15 protein-coding genes are annotated in these 14,615 nt (G+C 44.3%); 12 read left to right on the forward strand and 3 right to left on the reverse strand.

Annotation, left to right across the window (positions count from 1 at the left end):
* Positions 1–108: 108 nt before the first annotated feature.
* From EDD59_RS04910 to EDD59_RS04945, 9 genes are all read left to right on the forward strand, one after another.
* The gene (locus tag EDD59_RS04910; RefSeq protein ID WP_132379501.1) at positions 109–966 is read left to right on the forward strand and encodes a DUF5685 family protein; all 858 of its coding nucleotides are present in this window, start codon (positions 109–111) and stop codon (positions 964–966) included.
* Positions 947–1,588 (forward strand): J domain-containing protein, encoded by a 642-nt coding sequence (locus EDD59_RS04915; protein ID WP_132379503.1) that lies wholly within the window; start codon positions 947–949, stop codon positions 1,586–1,588. Before EDD59_RS04910 ends, EDD59_RS04915 begins: the two co-directional genes overlap by 20 nt.
* Positions 1,579–2,112, forward strand: coding sequence for a hypothetical protein (locus EDD59_RS04920; protein WP_132379505.1), 534 nt, complete (start codon positions 1,579–1,581; stop codon positions 2,110–2,112). The genes EDD59_RS04915 and EDD59_RS04920 overlap by 10 nt, the downstream gene beginning before the upstream one ends.
* Positions 2,113–2,223: 111 nt before the next feature.
* Positions 2,224–2,922: a response regulator transcription factor gene (locus EDD59_RS04925; RefSeq protein WP_132379507.1), complete on the forward strand. Its 699-nt coding sequence runs from the start codon at positions 2,224–2,226 to the stop codon at positions 2,920–2,922.
* Between the two features lie 113 nt (positions 2,923–3,035).
* The gene (locus tag EDD59_RS04930) at positions 3,036–3,962 is read left to right on the forward strand and encodes an ABC transporter ATP-binding protein (protein ID WP_132379509.1); all 927 of its coding nucleotides are present in this window, start codon (positions 3,036–3,038) and stop codon (positions 3,960–3,962) included.
* Positions 3,956–4,732 carry an ABC transporter permease gene (locus EDD59_RS04935; RefSeq protein ID WP_132379511.1) on the forward strand — a complete coding sequence of 259 codons (777 nt, stop codon included), beginning with the start codon at positions 3,956–3,958 and terminating at the stop codon, positions 4,730–4,732. The genes EDD59_RS04930 and EDD59_RS04935 overlap by 7 nt, the downstream gene beginning before the upstream one ends.
* 22 nt (positions 4,733–4,754) lie before the next feature.
* Positions 4,755–5,669, forward strand: coding sequence for a sensor histidine kinase (locus EDD59_RS04940; RefSeq protein ID WP_132379513.1), 915 nt, complete (start codon positions 4,755–4,757; stop codon positions 5,667–5,669).
* Positions 5,633–5,827 (forward strand): hypothetical protein, encoded by a 195-nt coding sequence (locus EDD59_RS17715; protein ID WP_165920865.1) that lies wholly within the window; start codon positions 5,633–5,635, stop codon positions 5,825–5,827. Before EDD59_RS04940 ends, EDD59_RS17715 begins: the two co-directional genes overlap by 37 nt.
* Before the next feature lie 4 nt (positions 5,828–5,831).
* A complete protein-coding gene (locus EDD59_RS04945; protein WP_132379515.1) occupies positions 5,832–6,773 on the forward strand; it encodes a tRNA dihydrouridine synthase in 942 nt (313 codons plus the stop codon).
* On the opposite strand, the gene EDD59_RS04950 is transcribed toward EDD59_RS04945, so the two are convergent.
* Positions 6,770–7,372: a manganese efflux pump gene (locus tag EDD59_RS04950; RefSeq protein WP_132379517.1), complete on the reverse strand. Its 603-nt coding sequence runs from the start codon at positions 7,370–7,372 to the stop codon at positions 6,770–6,772. The genes EDD59_RS04945 and EDD59_RS04950 overlap by 4 nt on opposite strands.
* A 107-nt stretch (positions 7,373–7,479) precedes the next feature.
* Here EDD59_RS04950 and EDD59_RS04955 point away from each other — a divergent pair, with 107 nt between their 5' ends.
* Positions 7,480–8,598, forward strand: a complete 1,119-nt coding sequence (locus tag EDD59_RS04955) for a M23 family metallopeptidase (protein ID WP_132379519.1) — start codon at positions 7,480–7,482, stop codon at positions 8,596–8,598.
* 115 nt (positions 8,599–8,713) lie between these two features.
* Positions 8,714–9,262, forward strand: coding sequence for a phosphatase PAP2 family protein (locus EDD59_RS04960; protein ID WP_132379521.1), 549 nt, complete (start codon positions 8,714–8,716; stop codon positions 9,260–9,262).
* A 36-nt stretch (positions 9,263–9,298) separates the two neighbouring features.
* Here EDD59_RS04960 and EDD59_RS04965 read toward each other — a convergent pair whose 3' ends face one another.
* Together EDD59_RS04965 and EDD59_RS04970 are read right to left on the reverse strand one after the other, a co-directional pair.
* Entirely contained in the window at positions 9,299–10,903 is a 1,605-nt protein-coding gene (locus tag EDD59_RS04965) for a CTP synthase (protein WP_132379523.1), read from the reverse strand.
* A gap of 77 nt (positions 10,904–10,980) precedes the next feature.
* A complete protein-coding gene (locus EDD59_RS04970) occupies positions 10,981–12,459 on the reverse strand; it encodes a DUF1846 domain-containing protein (protein WP_132379525.1) in 1,479 nt (492 codons plus the stop codon).
* 139 nt (positions 12,460–12,598) lie between these two features.
* On the opposite strand from EDD59_RS04970, the gene ftsH reads away from it, so the two are divergent.
* Complete coding sequence (gene ftsH, locus EDD59_RS04975; RefSeq protein WP_132379527.1) at positions 12,599–14,566, forward strand: ATP-dependent zinc metalloprotease FtsH; 1,968 nt, start codon at positions 12,599–12,601, stop codon at positions 14,564–14,566.
* Positions 14,567–14,615: the final 49 nt, after the last annotated feature.

The following is a 14,615-nucleotide window of genomic DNA, read 5'->3' on the forward strand; positions in this document are numbered from 1 at the left end:
ATCCTTATGGTTAAACTGTTATCAAATTTCTTTTCAACATTTAAAATTGGTGTTATAATAGCACGGTACGAGAAAAAGGAGAATGTATCGGAGATACGAAGGTGATTTATGTTTGGCTATGTAAAGATTGATGAGCCCGAACTTAAGGTGAAGGACTGGAAAAAGTATAAGGCCTATTACTGCGGGCTCTGCAGAACCTTGAAAGAGCGGCATGGAAGCCTTGGACAGATGACTCTAACTTATGACATGACTTTTGCCGTTATTTTGCTGACTTCACTGTATGAGAGTGAGGCGAAACTGTCCGCCTACCGGTGCAAAGTTCATCCGGTGAGGAAGCAGAATGTGCTGCAGAATGAGATTACGGAATATGCGGCGGATATGAATGTTCTCCTGGCTTATTATCACATGAAGGATGATTGGGAGGATGAGAGAAAGGCAGGCGGTTTTGCCGGGGTCCATGTCCTGAAAGGCAAGGCTGAAAAAATTGCTTTTCTCTACCCGAGACAGAGCCGTGCTGTTGAGAAAGAATTAAGTGAACTTTCTGCCTGTGAAAAGAATGGATGTACAGATATTGACAGAACTGCGGGCTGCTTTGGAAGGCTAATGTCCGAGCTGCTTGTGTACCGGGAGGATATGTGGGAAGAGCGTCTGCGGAAAATGGCATTCTTTCTGGGAAAGTTTATTTATATTATGGATGCCTACGATGATCTGGAAAAAGACCTGAAGACGGGGAGCTATAATCCCTTAAAAGAGCTGAGCCAAAATGAAGGCTATGAAACAAAGTGCAGAGAAATGCTCTGTATGATGATTGCAGAATGTACCGCTTCGTTTGAGACCTTGCCCTGTCTTCTGGATGTGGACATTCTTAGAAATATATTATATGATGGTGTGTGGTCCCGGTATCGGAAGATACAGGAACAAAAGAAGAAAAGCGAGGAAGGAAAGCATGACGAAAAACCCCTATGATGTGTTGGGCGTACCTGCAAATGCATCAGATGATGAGATAAAGAGAGCATATAGAGATTTGACGAGAAAATATCACCCGGATGCCAATGTGAACAATCCTCTGGCTGATCTGGCGGAGGAGAAGTTTAAAGAAGTTCAGGAAGCTTATGATATCATTATGAAAGAGCGGGAGCAAGGCGGCGGGAGCTACGGCGGCTTCGGCGGCCGAGGATATCAGCAGAACAGTGGTTCCTACACAGGAGATATGGATGCAGAAATGCAGGCAGCCTATAATTTTATCAATGCCAGACGTTTTCAGGATGCAGTGAACCTGTTGAATAGGATGCCGGGCCGTTCGGCTCAGTGGTATTATTTAAGTGCGGCGGCGAACGCGGGAATGGGCAACAATGTGCTTGCCAGAGACCATGCAGGCCAGGCTGTGAATATGGAGCCCAATAATCCCCAGTACCGTCAGCTTTTGAGTCAGCTGGAGTGGAACAGCCGGAGATATCAAGGCAATCCTTACGGCGGCGGGTACGGCGCAGGAAATTCTTCCTGCAGTACCGGGAATATGTGCTGCGACTTATGGTGTGCAGACAGTTTATGCGAATGTATGGGAGGAGACCTTTGTTCATGCATGTAAATGCGAAAAGAGTAGCTTTTGGCGGTCTGATGCTTGCACTAACTATTTTGTGTATGGTGTTGGGAAGTGTGATTGAGAGCAATACGCTGTTTCTGTTGGCGGCAGCGTCCTATTTTGTGGGAATTGTTATCCGCGAGACCGGGATGATGACAGGACTGGCATTTTACCTCGGGGCTGTATTGCTGGGTTTTTTGCTGGCACCGAACAAGCTGTATGTAGTCTCTTTTTCAGCTATGGGGTTTTATATTCTGGGGATAGAGTTTACATGGAGACAGCTTGGCAGGAGCACGAAAAAAATTAACAGAAAAGCTTTGCTTTGGGCAGTGAAATATGTAATATTCAATCTGCTGTATGTCCCGGGGCTCTTCTTTTTTCAGGAGCTTCTATTCGGGAGAAGCCTGCCCGCTGTATGGATGATTGGTGCAGTGGCAGCAGGGCAGATTGCTCTTTGGATATATGACAGGGCCTATGAATACGTACAGAAACATATATGGGGCAAATTCAGAGGGAGACTATTCTCCTGAAACAGGTAATTGTTGAAACACATCAGGACGGTTATTCCATTGGAATATCACACTTTTTTTCTCCTGTATTATAGTGTAAACTAGTAGACATGGCAGAAGGAGAAGCGGAAGATGGAGAAAAGTAAAATTCTAATAGTTGAAGATGATACGGATATCAATCACTTGCTGCATCGGATGCTTGCAAAGTCCGGCTATGATACAATACAGGCGTTTTCAGGGACAGAGGCAAAGCTTCTGCTGCAGCTGGAATCGCCTGATTTAATGATATTAGATCTGATGCTGCCTGGCATGACCGGAGAAGAATTAATCAGCGCAGTAAGAGAGGAAATGGGTTTAAATATCCCCATTCTTGTATTATCGGCCAAGGCAGCTCTGGAAACAAAGGTGCATACGTTAAAAAGCGGTGCAGATGATTATTTGACAAAGCCTTTCGAGCCGGAGGAAGTGTTGGCGCATGTTTATGCAGCTTTGCGGCGTTACAAAAAGGAAACGGACAAAAAGGTACCGGAAATAAAAGAGTATGTATATAAAAAGCTTCGTCTCTGCCCAAAATCCCGGAAGGTGGAGATTGAAGGTGAGGAATTAACGTTAACAGTACTTGAATATGATATTCTTTTTCTACTTATGAAAGAACCGGACAAAGTATATTCCAGAGAAAACCTGTATGAGATGGTTTGGAAGGATGGTTACTATGGAGAAGATAATACAATAAATGTCCACATAAGTAATCTGCGCAGGAAACTGGCTGCGGCGGATCCTGAAGAGGAGTATATTCGTACGGTATGGGGGATTGGATTTAAAATGGCATAATCTTTATGTTTTCTTTATGTTTCCTTGAGGACTTATTAAGAGTCAGTCAGCTATAATAGCACATGTAAAGCTGAAACGACGGGCAAGACAACAGACGGAAGGAATGAGGGAAAATGAGAAAGTACGTCATAGAGGCCAAAAACATTACTAAAAAATTTGGAAATGTTACCGCTCTTAGAAATGTAAATATTACCGTAAGACAAGGGGATATTTATGGACTCATCGGAGATAACGGAGCAGGGAAGACAACATTTATGAAATTGCTGACAGGGCAGGCCTATTCAACAGGCGGTGAGCTGGAGTTATTTGGAGCCTATTTAGAAAACGAGCTTGAGAAAAACAGAAGCCGTACAGGAGCCATTGTAGAGTCCCCTGGGTTCTATCCAAAACTTACAGTAGAGCAGAATCTTGAATATTACCGTATACAGAGGGGAATACCGGGGCGTAAAAAGGTAGAGGAAACACTTAAAGAAATTGGACTTTGGGAAGGAAGAAAGAAAAAATGTAATGCTCTTTCTATGGGGATGAAACAGAGGCTTGGGCTGGGAATCGCATTGCTGGGAGAGCCTGAGTTATTGATTTTGGATGAACCAATTAATGGCCTGGATCCCAGCGGAATTGTTGAAATTCGAAATTTGCTTTTGAAATTAAATAGAGACAAAAACATTACAATCGTCATTTCCAGTCATATTCTTTCGGAATTGGAACAGCTTGCTACAGTTTATGGTTTCTTAAGCCGTGGATGGCTGCTGAAGGAGATAACTGCTGAAAAATTGCATGAGTGCTGTACCGGTTACTTAAAGATTGCTGTCACTGAGCCGGAAAGGTATGCAGCACTTTTGGAAAAAGAGTGGGGAGATATTCATTATCAGGTCATGCCAGATAATGCAGTCCATATACAAAATCCACAATTACCGACAGAAGCTTACAGTACCCTTGCATTCAGAAACGGAATTGGTGTTCTGGAGTTGGAACAAAGGCATATGACACTGGAAGAGTATTATATGAATTTAAAGGAGAGAGGAAGATTGTCATGTTAAACTATATTAAAAGTGAATTTTATCGTGTATTTCACGGGAAAGAAGTTTATGTAATTACGTTGACGCTGTCGGGACTGTTACTCGCAATGAATTTGGCCTTGTTTGCATTTGATAGGCTGACACCGAATTTTCCTTATGCTATAGTCAGGTTTTCTATGAACACGCTGACAAGCAGTATGTCTTTTTTGTTTATAGCTGCATTGATTATAGTAGGATTTTTGTTCTCAGACGAATACAAAAATGGGACTATGAAAAACGTATTTGCCTTTGGCATTTCCAGAAAGTCATTTTTTACAGGAAAATGTATTGTCTGTGGGACTATGGCTTTAGCCAGTATGACTGTCATACTGGCAGTTTATGTGGGGAGTACGTATCTGCTTTTAAATGAGCCGGAAAGCCTTCCGCTTGAGCAATTGTTAAAAGGAATTGTGTCAACGCTTCCTGCGGCATTTGCAGCGTTAATTCTGGCAGCCGCTCTTTTTTGCATTTTTAAAAAGGAGGGAACTGCGGTTTTGTGTTGGTTGGGAATTATATGGGGTATCCCTACAGCCTGTTTTTTTCTGGGACTAAAAATCAATTGGATTGGGAAAGTGGCAAGTTGGATGCCATGGAATTATTTGAATCATGAAGTTCAGGTTACCTGGTCAGATTATCAATGCTTATGGAATACAGCAGAGGGGCTGACAAAATCCATTATAGCCGGAGTTATAGGAATGATAGTTTTCTATACAGCCGGAGTTATTTGCCTTAAGCGAAGGGATATTGCCTGATCACAGAAGGAGAGTGCGCAGAATGGCTTATATTTTATTAGGGGCGGTAAATATTATAGCGGTTTATTTCTGCGTACGCTACCTGCTGCAAAGAAAAGCACTTAGGGATGCTGCACAGGAACTGCATGAAATCACTGAAGATCTAGAATTGAACCGAGTTGTGAAGTTGTCTAGTCCCCATAAAGATCTGGAAATTTTCCTGGCAGAAGTTAACCGCAATTTGAGTGCAACCCAGAAAGCGCGCATACTTTACGAGAATAAGGAGAAAGAACTTCAAAAGCAGATTGAGGATATCAGCCATGATCTGAGAACGCCCTTGACAGCTATGCTGGGATTTATTAATATGATTGACAGGGAATCGTTGAGCGGTGAAGACAGAGAATCGTTACAGGTGATTGAGAAAAAGGCACAGACTTTGAAAAAGCTTATTACAGAGTTTTATGATTTATCCCGTCTGGCTGCCGATGATTACAAGCTGGAGCTGAAGCAAATAGAGTTTGGCAGAAAAGTAAGGGAGATGGCACTGGAGTATTATACAGAATTGAAAAACAGAAAGTTGGATGTGAAATTGGACATTCCTGATATTCCTGTTTTTGTCAGGGGAGATGATGATGCACTTGAACGGATTTTGTCTAATTTATTGCAGAATGCAGCCAGGTATGCATACAGCACATTTCATATACAATTGAAGGCAGAGGGAGAAAGGGCTATCGTATTATTGGAAAATGATACGGAATATCTGAGTCCGGAGGAGGGGGCATCACTGTTTAAAAGATTTTATACTGCCGACAGTTCTCGGAGTCAGGGCAGCACTGGTCTTGGACTTTCAATCGCAAGATATCTTGCAGAAAAAATGGACGGTGAGCTTTATGCTGAGGTAACAGAACCGGGCCCTGTAAGATGGTTGAAAATATATTTAAAGCTCCCCCGCAGATAGTCAAAGACCCCGCAGCAAGCGGACGGGGAATCAAACTTGCATCTGAATCCATTAGGAGATCTGCTGGCCCTTGGAGCGGCGTTCTAAAAGCATTTTTTAAATCGCCGAAAAGGCAGGAAACTGTACCGGAAAATGTAAATTGGGAAAAGGAAGAGTAGCACGATGACATTATATTTAGCCCCTTTGGAGGGGATCACCGGTTATGTATACCGAAATGCATATCATAAATACTTTGGCCAAATGGACAAGTATTTTATTCCTTTTATCAACCCCAATCAGTTTGGCCACCTCAGTTCAAAAGAGAAAAACAATATTTTGCCTGAGCACAATGACGGAATGTATGCAGTACCTCAGATTCTGACGAACTCGGCACAGGATTTTATCCGTACAGCACATAAGCTTCAACAATATGGATACGGTGAAGTGAACCTGAATCTGGGCTGCCCTTCAAAGACCGTAGTGGCGAAAGGGCGGGGCTCCGGATTTCTGGCATTCCCGGATAAACTGGATGCTTTTCTGGAAGAGATATTTGAGCACACAGATATGAAGATATCGATTAAAACCCGAATTGGAAAGGAAAGCCCGGAGGAATTTGAAAGGCTGCTGGGAATATATAATCAGTATCCTCTTGAGGAGCTGATTATCCATCCCAGAGTGCAGATGGATTTCTATAAGAACACACCGAACTGGGTGGTATTTGGGGGTACTCTGAAAAGCTGTAAATGCAGTGTGTGCTATAACGGAGATATTTTTACTGTAGAGGATTATAAAAAATTCACTGTGGCATTTCCGGGAGTGGACTGCATCATGCTGGGACGGGGAACTCTCTTTAATCCGGGACTGGCAGGGGCCATCCGCGGGGAAGCTGAAACGGACAAATCCACATTTGAGGCATTTCATAATCAGATATATGAGGCATATCAGAAAGAGTTGTACGGCGAGAAAAATATTTTATTTAAAATGAAAGAATTGTGGTCTTATATGGCCGCTTTATTTACCAATTATGAGAAGTATGCGAAAAGGATAAAAAAAGCGGAGAGACTGACAGTGTATGAAGATGCCGTGGAAGCACTGTTTGCTGAGCAGGAAATCCTGGAGAGCTAAAACAGCTCATAAATGCCCAGTCCCACCAGAATCAGACCAGAAAGTACATCTGCCGTCCTGTCGGAAATAGGAGGGACTTTTGTTTTCCCTATAACATTTCCGGCATAAAGAAATGTGACGGATATAATGAGAGAGAGGAGGGCTGTGGGCAAAAGCTTTAATCCGGTGATACTGGCCCCGATGCCCATCCCTATATTGTTTATTGAAAGGGTGAGTCCCAGAAAAAGCCCCTCTTTTATAGTGAGAAGAGAATCTTCGGCCTGGCTGTTGTCTTTAGAATCGGATGTGAATTCACTGGCTTTTACTTCGACCTTCTTGAATTTCATGCTGAGGTAAGTATAAAGGGATTTTATGATATAGTACAGTCCAAGGCCGATTAACAGTGCACACCCGATGGCCTGGGAAGAGGAGGCCGGGAGGAACCGGGAGATTTCAGCTCCTAGTAAGATTGCTGTTACGGTTCCAATTAGAGTGACCAAGCTGATGATAGTACTTTTTAGGAGGCTGATATTTGATTTTTTGATTCCATAGGAAAGTCCGACGATAAAGCTATCTATATTTGCGGAAATAGCAAATAGAAGTGATGAAATAAGATGCATAATCTTCTCCTGATATCATGGCAGTTGTTTCTATTCAGTATATTCAGAAGTATTTGTTGGGTTCCTTATGCATAGACTATTAAGAGTTGATTGACAGGAGCCTGTACATGCGCAAACATATCATTTCCCCTTCTGGGATTATGGCAGAAATACTGTTGCTGCTTCTTGTGCTGGGTGTCTGGCAGAGCAAAAATCAGTCTGGTTTTGAAGACAGGGAGACGAAAGCCTCCGCTTTGGCAGAGGAAGATACTGGGTCTGCGAAAGCCTCGGAGAAGGAAAAGGACTTTATAAAATGGGTGGAATTTAATGTTACTTATGAGGCTTTGAATCGGGCCTATACATATGATGTGGAAACTTACATGGAAGATGTACACCTGGACTGGGTGGAGCTTCTGGCCTACCTAGGTGCAAAATACGGGGGGGATTTTACCCGGTACAGAGAAAAGGATATGACGGAAGCGGCCGAGAGGCTTCTCTCCGGTGATACGACAATGGAAAAATTGGCCGCAGATATGCAGTATTATCCATATTACCTGGAGGCATATGGTACAGTGCTGGATGGAATGGTGGGGGAATATGAGATTGAAGAGGATGCAGAGGGAAAAATGGAGAAAGAAACTGCCGCTGCAAAATCTGGCAAAAAAGTATGGAAGAAATATTATGGACTGAAGGCATTTGCCCCCATTGCAAAAGGATTTCCGTATTCTGACTATGATGATTTCGGTGTCTCGAGAAGCTATGGTTATCGGAGAAATCATCTGGGACATGATATGATGGGGCAGGTCGGTACTCCCGTGATATGTGCCCAAAGCGGCTATGTAAAGGTTCTGGGCTGGAATCAGTATGGCGGATGGCGGATAGGAATCAGCAGCTTTGACGAGAAGAAATACTACTATTATGCCCATTTAAGACAGAATGTTCCTTTTGCAGAATCACTGAAGGAAGGGGATGTAGTGCAGGCTGGCGATGTCATCGGTTACATGGGAAGGACCGGATACAGTGCAAAGGAAAATGTCAACAATATTGACACTTATCATCTCCATTTCGGGCTGCAGCTTATATTTGATGAATCACAAAGAGAAGGAAACCATGAGATATGGGTGGACGTATATCCTCTGGTTAGATTTCTGTCACAGAACAGATCTGAAGTACTGCGAAACGATGCAAACAAAGAGTGGTACCGTAAATACCAGATAAAAGACCCAATTGTAGAAAAATTCCGATAATAAGAGCGGGGCTTTAACGGGGAATCCCGATTCCACGGGGTGTCATAGAGAAAGTTAAGAATATTCTGAAAACGGAACTCAAAAGGGTCTGACCCCTTTTTAGGTTGGAGATTATATGAATTTTTTATTACAGTTAGAGGGAAACATTTTGCTCTTTATACAGGAACATATCAGACAGGATTGGATGACACCATTTTGGATATTTATTACGTCATTGGGAAATAAAGGATGGTTCTGGCTGGCAGTTTCTGCACTGATGCTGATCCCCAGGAGAACGAGAAAAATTGGGATTATGGCGCTGCTGGCGCTGTCAATAGGGTTCTTGATAACAAATTTGGCATTGAAAAATCTGGTGGCGAGAATCCGACCTTATGAAACGGTGGAGGGTCTAAAACTTTTGATTGCAAGACAGAGTGATTTTTCTTTTCCCTCGGGCCATGCATGTGCTTCTTTTGCCGCAGCTTCCGTGTATTTCAGGAAGCTGCCTCAAAAGTGGGGAATATCGGCAGTTGTGCTGGCTGCTCTGATTGCGTTTTCCCGCCTGTATGTGGGAGTTCATTATCCGACGGATGTTCTTGCAGGTGCGGTGATAGGTATTTGGGCTGCATGGGCAGCGATACACCTTGTCGAATACATAGAGCGGAATTCATATCGTTCCTCGTAAATTTTAAGAATATTCTGAAAACGAGCCGCAAAGGGGTCAGACCCCTTTGGCCAAAGCCGCCTCCACGAATCCTTTAAATAATGGATGAGGGCGGTTTGGCCGAGACTTCAGTTCGGGGTGAGCCTGCGTGGCGATAAACCAGGGATGTTCCGGTATCTCAATCATTTCCACAATCCGGCCGTCAGGTGAAAGTCCGGAGAGCATCATCCCGTGTTCCTCCAGGGCCTCACGGTAGTCGTTATTTACCTCATAGCGATGACGGTGGCGTTCCTTGATCTCCTCTTTGCCATATAATACATAGGCTTTGGACTCTTTTTTCAAAACACAGGGATAGGCACCTAGACGGAGGGTTCCGCCGATATCTTCAACACCAATCTGATCCGGCATAATATGAATCACAGGGTGGGTGGTGTCGGGATTTAGCTCCATGCTGTGTGCATCGTTGTAGCCAAGCACATCCCGCGCAAATTCTACGATAGCAAGCTGCATCCCAAGGCACAGGCCAAGGAATGGAATATTATGGGTGCGGGCATACCGTATGGCTTCTATTTTGCCGTCAATGCCCCTGTCGCCGAAACCGCCCGGAACAAGAATTCCACTGACATCCCGGAACAAGTCGGCTGCATTGTCGGCAGTGACTGTTTCGGAGTCAATCCACTTAATATTCACTGTGGTATGACTGTAAATACCTCCGTGCTTCAGTGCTTCCACCACGCTGATGTAAGCGTCATGAAGCTGTATATATTTGCCTACAAGTGCGACAGTGATCTCCTGTGTAGGATGCCGCAGATTGTCCACCATCTCTGCCCAGTCTTCCAGATCCGGCTCTGGACAGTCTAGATGAAGACATTCACATACTACCTGCGCCAAATTCTCGCGCTCCATGGCAAGAGGCGCTTCATACAAATATTCCACATCCAGGTTTTGTAAAACATGCTTTGCCGGGATATTACAGAAGAGGGAAATCTTATCTTTCATGGTGTTATCCAGCGGGTATTCCGAACGGCAGACAATGATATCCGGCCGGATTCCCATTCCCTGCAGCTCTTTTACACTCGCCTGGGTTGGCTTAGTCTTCATTTCCTGGGAGGCTTTCAGATAAGGAATCAGAGTTACATGTATCAAAATAACATTCTCGAATCCTTTCTCATGCTGAAATTGGCGTATGGCCTCGAGAAAAGGCTGACTCTCAATATCTCCGACGGTTCCGCCCACTTCTATGATAGCAATCTCTGTTTTGGCAGCAGCCGGATTGCGGTAAAATCTGCTTTTAATTTCATTTGTGATGTGGGGAATGACCTGTACGGTTCCTCCGCCGAAATCACCCCGGCGCTCTTTCTGCAGGACAGACCAGTAAATCTTTCCCGTTGTGACATTTGAATTCTTTGTGAGACTCTCATCAATAAAACGCTCATAATGTCCCAAATCCAGATCTGTCTCTGCCCCATCGTCAGTTACGAATACTTCACCGTGCTGTACCGGGTTCATGGTTCCCGGGTCTATGTTGATGTAGGGATCAAATTTCTGCATGGTCACTGTATACCCACGTGCCTTCAGCAGACGACCCAGTGATGCGGCAGTGATGCCCTTTCCCAGACCAGAAACAACCCCACCGGTAACAAATACATATTTTACTGCCATACGCTCCTCCTTTAGTAAAGAACATTAAAAAATACCTAAAAAGTATACACCAGTTTTGAGAAAAAATACAACACTTTTTAATGGTAAATATGATCCGTTTCGTAAACTGCCTCGCTGGTAATCTGTACGTCTAGTTTTTTGAAGATTTTGATATCCACATCTGAAAGCATAACAGAAGTATGGGCTTGACACCCCTTTAATTTCGGAAGCTGTTCCAGTGCTTTCCTTGCATCGGGGTTTCCTGCAGCGCTGGTAGACAGTGCAATTAGAACTTCATCTGTATGCAGCCGGGGATTCTTACTTTTTAGATAATCTACTTTTAGTTTTTGAATTGGTTCAATGGACTCCGGAGAAATTACATGTAGTCCATGGTCAATGCCGGCCAGCTCCTTTAACACATTGAGAAGCAGTGCAGCGGAGGCTCCCAGCAGGTTGGAAGTCTTACCAGTTATGATGCGGCCGTCATCCAGTTCCAGGGCAGCGGCTGGCGCATGAGTTTCCCTGGCGCGTTCCAGTGCCTTCCCGACTACACGGCGGTCCTGTACAGTTACATTGGCCTGATTCATCAGCAGCTCCAATTTCTGAATTTCTTCTTCGGAGCATGTCCCTTCCAACAGGCGGTTCAGCGCCGCAAAATATCTCCGGACGATTTCCTGACGGGATGCTTCACGGCAGACCTTATCGTCACAGATGCAATTTCCAGCCATGTTGACACCCATATCGGTGGGAGATTTGTAGGGGCTTTTGCCGTAAATTTTTTCAAAAATAGTATTCAGAACTGGAAAGATTTCTACATCCCGGTTATAATTTACCGTTGTAATTCCGTATGCTTCCAAGTGGAAAGGATCAATCATATTCACATCATTTAAATCTGCAGTGGCCGCTTCATAAGCGAGATTAATAGGATGTTTCAGTGGGAGATTCCAGATGGGAAATGTTTCAAATTTGGCATACCCCGCATGAATTCCGCGTTTGTGCTCATGATAAAGCTGAGAAAGACAGGTTGCCATTTTGCCGCTTCCCGGACCGGGAGCGGTTATGATTACCAGGGGACGTGTTGTTTCAATGTAATCATTTTTACCGTACCCTTCATCGCTGATAATCAGTGGGATGTTGGAGGGATAGCCGTTGATATTATAGTGCATATAAACAGGGATGGAAAGATTTTCCAGACGGTTTTTAAAGAGCAGTGCACTTTCCTGGCCGGAGTACTGTGTGATGACGACGCTGCCTACATACAGGCCATTGTCCCGGAAAGAATCCATAAGGCGGAGGACATCCAGATCATAGGTGATCCCTAAATCTCCGCGGACTTTATTTTTTTCGATATCCTTTGCGCTGATGACAATGACAATTTCCGCCTGACTCCCAAGCTGCTCCAGAAGGCGGAGCTTGCTGTCAGGGTCAAACCCAGGCAACACTCTGGACGCATGATAGTCATCGAATAATTTCCCCCCAAATTCAAGGTAAAGCTTGTTGTCAAACTGGTTAATCCGCTGACGGATATGTTCTGATTGCATAGTTAGGTACTTTTTGTTATCAAATCCTATTTTCATTTTTTCATTCCTTTTCATGACATATTCGTACCCAGTATACTATAAAATGCCTTGTGTTTACAATATTTTCATAATCTTTTTATTGATTTATGGGATAGCTGTACTTATAATGAATGTAGTGGATTGTAGGAGGCGAAGAATGGATAATCAAAATAGAAATAATAATAATCCCAGAAATAACCGGCAGGGGTGGGGTATTATTTTTATAACCACATTGCTGACCGTTTTTATAGTGATGGGCCTGTATTCTATGATGCAGGATAAGAACCCTGATGAAATCAGTTATAGTAAATTCCTAAAGATGGTAGATGAAAAAGAGGTGGAAAAGGTCACCATCGATTCGACAAAGATTTATATTACTCTGACAGATAAAGCAAGAACTGAGGAAAAGAAAGACACCGGTGCCGATATTGTCACCCAGCTTGAGCAGAGAACTGGAGAGAAGGAGCCGGATTATTACACCGGTGTTGTGAATGACGATACATTGTCCGACCGTCTGTATAAAGCGGGGGTGGAATATGAACAGAAGATTCCTGATACTGCATCTTCGATGGCCTTCGAGATATTTGTTACAGTTATTCTCCCGATTATTATGCTGATTGTTTTGTTTAATTTCCTTATGAGGCGCATGTCAAAAGGCGGCGGAATGATGGGAATCGGCAAAAGCAACGCAAAAGTTTACGTGGAAAAAGAGACCGGTGTCACTTTCCAGGATGTGGCAGGTCAGGACGAGGCAAAAGAATCTCTGCAGGAAGTGGTGGATTTTCTCCACAATCCCGGGAAGTATACAGGAATCGGCGCCAAGCTCCCGAAAGGGGCCCTGCTGGTGGGGCCTCCGGGAACGGGAAAGACTTTGCTTGCAAAAGCGGTGGCCGGGGAGGCCAAGGTACCGTTTTTTTCTCTGTCAGGTTCCGCTTTTGTTGAGATGTACGTAGGTGTGGGCGCTTCCCGTGTCCGTGACCTGTTCAAGCAGGCACAGCAGATGGCACCGTGCATTGTGTTTATTGACGAGATTGACGCAATTGGAAAGTCACGTGACAGTGCACTGGGCGGCGGCAATGATGAGCGCGAGCAGACACTGAATCAGCTTTTAGCTGAGATGGACGGATTTGATACAAATAAGGGACTGCTGCTTCTTGCGGCGACAAACCGTCCGGAAGTATTGGATCCTGCACTTTTGCGTCCCGGCCGTTTCGACAGGCGGATTATTGTTGATAAACCGGACTTAAAAGGGCGTGTAGATGTTCTGAAAGTACATTCTAAAGATGTAAAGATGGATGAAACTGTAGATTTAGAGGCGATTGCACTGGCAACGTCCGGAGCGGTAGGCTCCGACCTTGCTAACATGATTAATGAAGCCGCCATCAATGCAGTAAAGCGCGGAAGAAAAGTGGTAGGCCAGAAAGATTTATTTGAAGCAGTAGAGGTTGTTCTGGTCGGCAAGGAGAAGAAGGACCGCATCATGAGTGCAGAGGAGCGGAGAATCGTATCCTACCATGAGGTGGGACATGCACTGGTGGGTGCACTTCAGAAAGATGCAGAGCCGGTTCAGAAGATTACCATCGTGCCCAGGACCATGGGCGCTCTCGGATATGTAATGCAGACACCGGAGGAGGAGAAGTTCCTCAACACCAAGAAGGAGCTGGAAGCGATGCTGGTTGGAGCATTGGCAGGACGCGCCGCCGAGGAAATCGTATTTGATACTGTGACGACAGGTGCTTCCAATGACATTGAGCAGGCCACCAAGATTGCAAGAGCTATGATTACCCAGTACGGTATGTCTGATAAGTTCGGTCTAATTGGACTTGAATCCATCCAAAACCGCTATCTGGACGGACGCCCGGTTATGAACTGTGGAGATGCAACGGCGGCCGAGATTGACAACGAAGTTATGCAGATGCTTAAAAAAGCATATGAGGAGGCAAAGAACCTTCTGAGTAAAAATAGAGAGGCTCTGGATAAGATAGCAGACTTCCTGATAGAAAAGGAAACAATCACAGGCAAAGAATTTATGAAGATCTTCCGCGTAGTAAAAGGTATAGAAGAGCCGGAAGAAGGGGCAGAACCTAAAAAAGAAGTGCGTGTTTCCATGAAGCCGGTTGAGTAATCAACCGGCTTTTGTATAATGGGAAACTTTGTTTCCCATTATACATGAA

It is taken from the genome of Muricomes intestini (assembly GCF_004346165.1).
Classification (GTDB): domain Bacteria; phylum Bacillota; class Clostridia; order Lachnospirales; family Lachnospiraceae; genus Muricomes; species Muricomes intestini.

What these genes read in the sequence shown, in the direction of transcription:
- EDD59_RS04965 (WP_132379523.1), bottom strand. Translation starts at nt 10,903, where the DNA reads ATGGCAGTAAAATATGTATTTGTTACCGGTGGGGTTGTTTCTGGTCTG.
- EDD59_RS04950 (WP_132379517.1), bottom strand. Translation starts at nt 7,372, where the DNA reads ATGCATCTTATTTCATCACTTCTATTTGCTATTTCCGCAAATATAGAT.
- EDD59_RS04955 (WP_132379519.1), top strand. Translation starts at nt 7,480, where the DNA reads ATGCGCAAACATATCATTTCCCCTTCTGGGATTATGGCAGAAATACTG.
- EDD59_RS04960 (WP_132379521.1), top strand. Translation starts at nt 8,714, where the DNA reads ATGAATTTTTTATTACAGTTAGAGGGAAACATTTTGCTCTTTATACAG.
- EDD59_RS04970 (WP_132379525.1), bottom strand. Translation starts at nt 12,459, where the DNA reads ATGAAAATAGGATTTGATAACAAAAAGTACCTAACTATGCAATCAGAA.
- EDD59_RS04915 (WP_132379503.1), top strand. Translation starts at nt 947, where the DNA reads ATGACGAAAAACCCCTATGATGTGTTGGGCGTACCTGCAAATGCATCA.
- EDD59_RS04930 (WP_132379509.1), top strand. Translation starts at nt 3,036, where the DNA reads ATGAGAAAGTACGTCATAGAGGCCAAAAACATTACTAAAAAATTTGGA.
- EDD59_RS04925 (WP_132379507.1), top strand. Translation starts at nt 2,224, where the DNA reads ATGGAGAAAAGTAAAATTCTAATAGTTGAAGATGATACGGATATCAAT.
- EDD59_RS04940 (WP_132379513.1), top strand. Translation starts at nt 4,755, where the DNA reads ATGGCTTATATTTTATTAGGGGCGGTAAATATTATAGCGGTTTATTTC.
- EDD59_RS04935 (WP_132379511.1), top strand. Translation starts at nt 3,956, where the DNA reads ATGTTAAACTATATTAAAAGTGAATTTTATCGTGTATTTCACGGGAAA.
- EDD59_RS04910 (WP_132379501.1), top strand. Translation starts at nt 109, where the DNA reads ATGTTTGGCTATGTAAAGATTGATGAGCCCGAACTTAAGGTGAAGGAC.
- EDD59_RS04920 (WP_132379505.1), top strand. Translation starts at nt 1,579, where the DNA reads ATGCATGTAAATGCGAAAAGAGTAGCTTTTGGCGGTCTGATGCTTGCA.
- ftsH (WP_132379527.1), top strand. Translation starts at nt 12,599, where the DNA reads ATGGATAATCAAAATAGAAATAATAATAATCCCAGAAATAACCGGCAG.
- EDD59_RS17715 (WP_165920865.1), top strand. Translation starts at nt 5,633, where the DNA reads ATGGTTGAAAATATATTTAAAGCTCCCCCGCAGATAGTCAAAGACCCC.
- EDD59_RS04945 (WP_132379515.1), top strand. Translation starts at nt 5,832, where the DNA reads ATGACATTATATTTAGCCCCTTTGGAGGGGATCACCGGTTATGTATAC.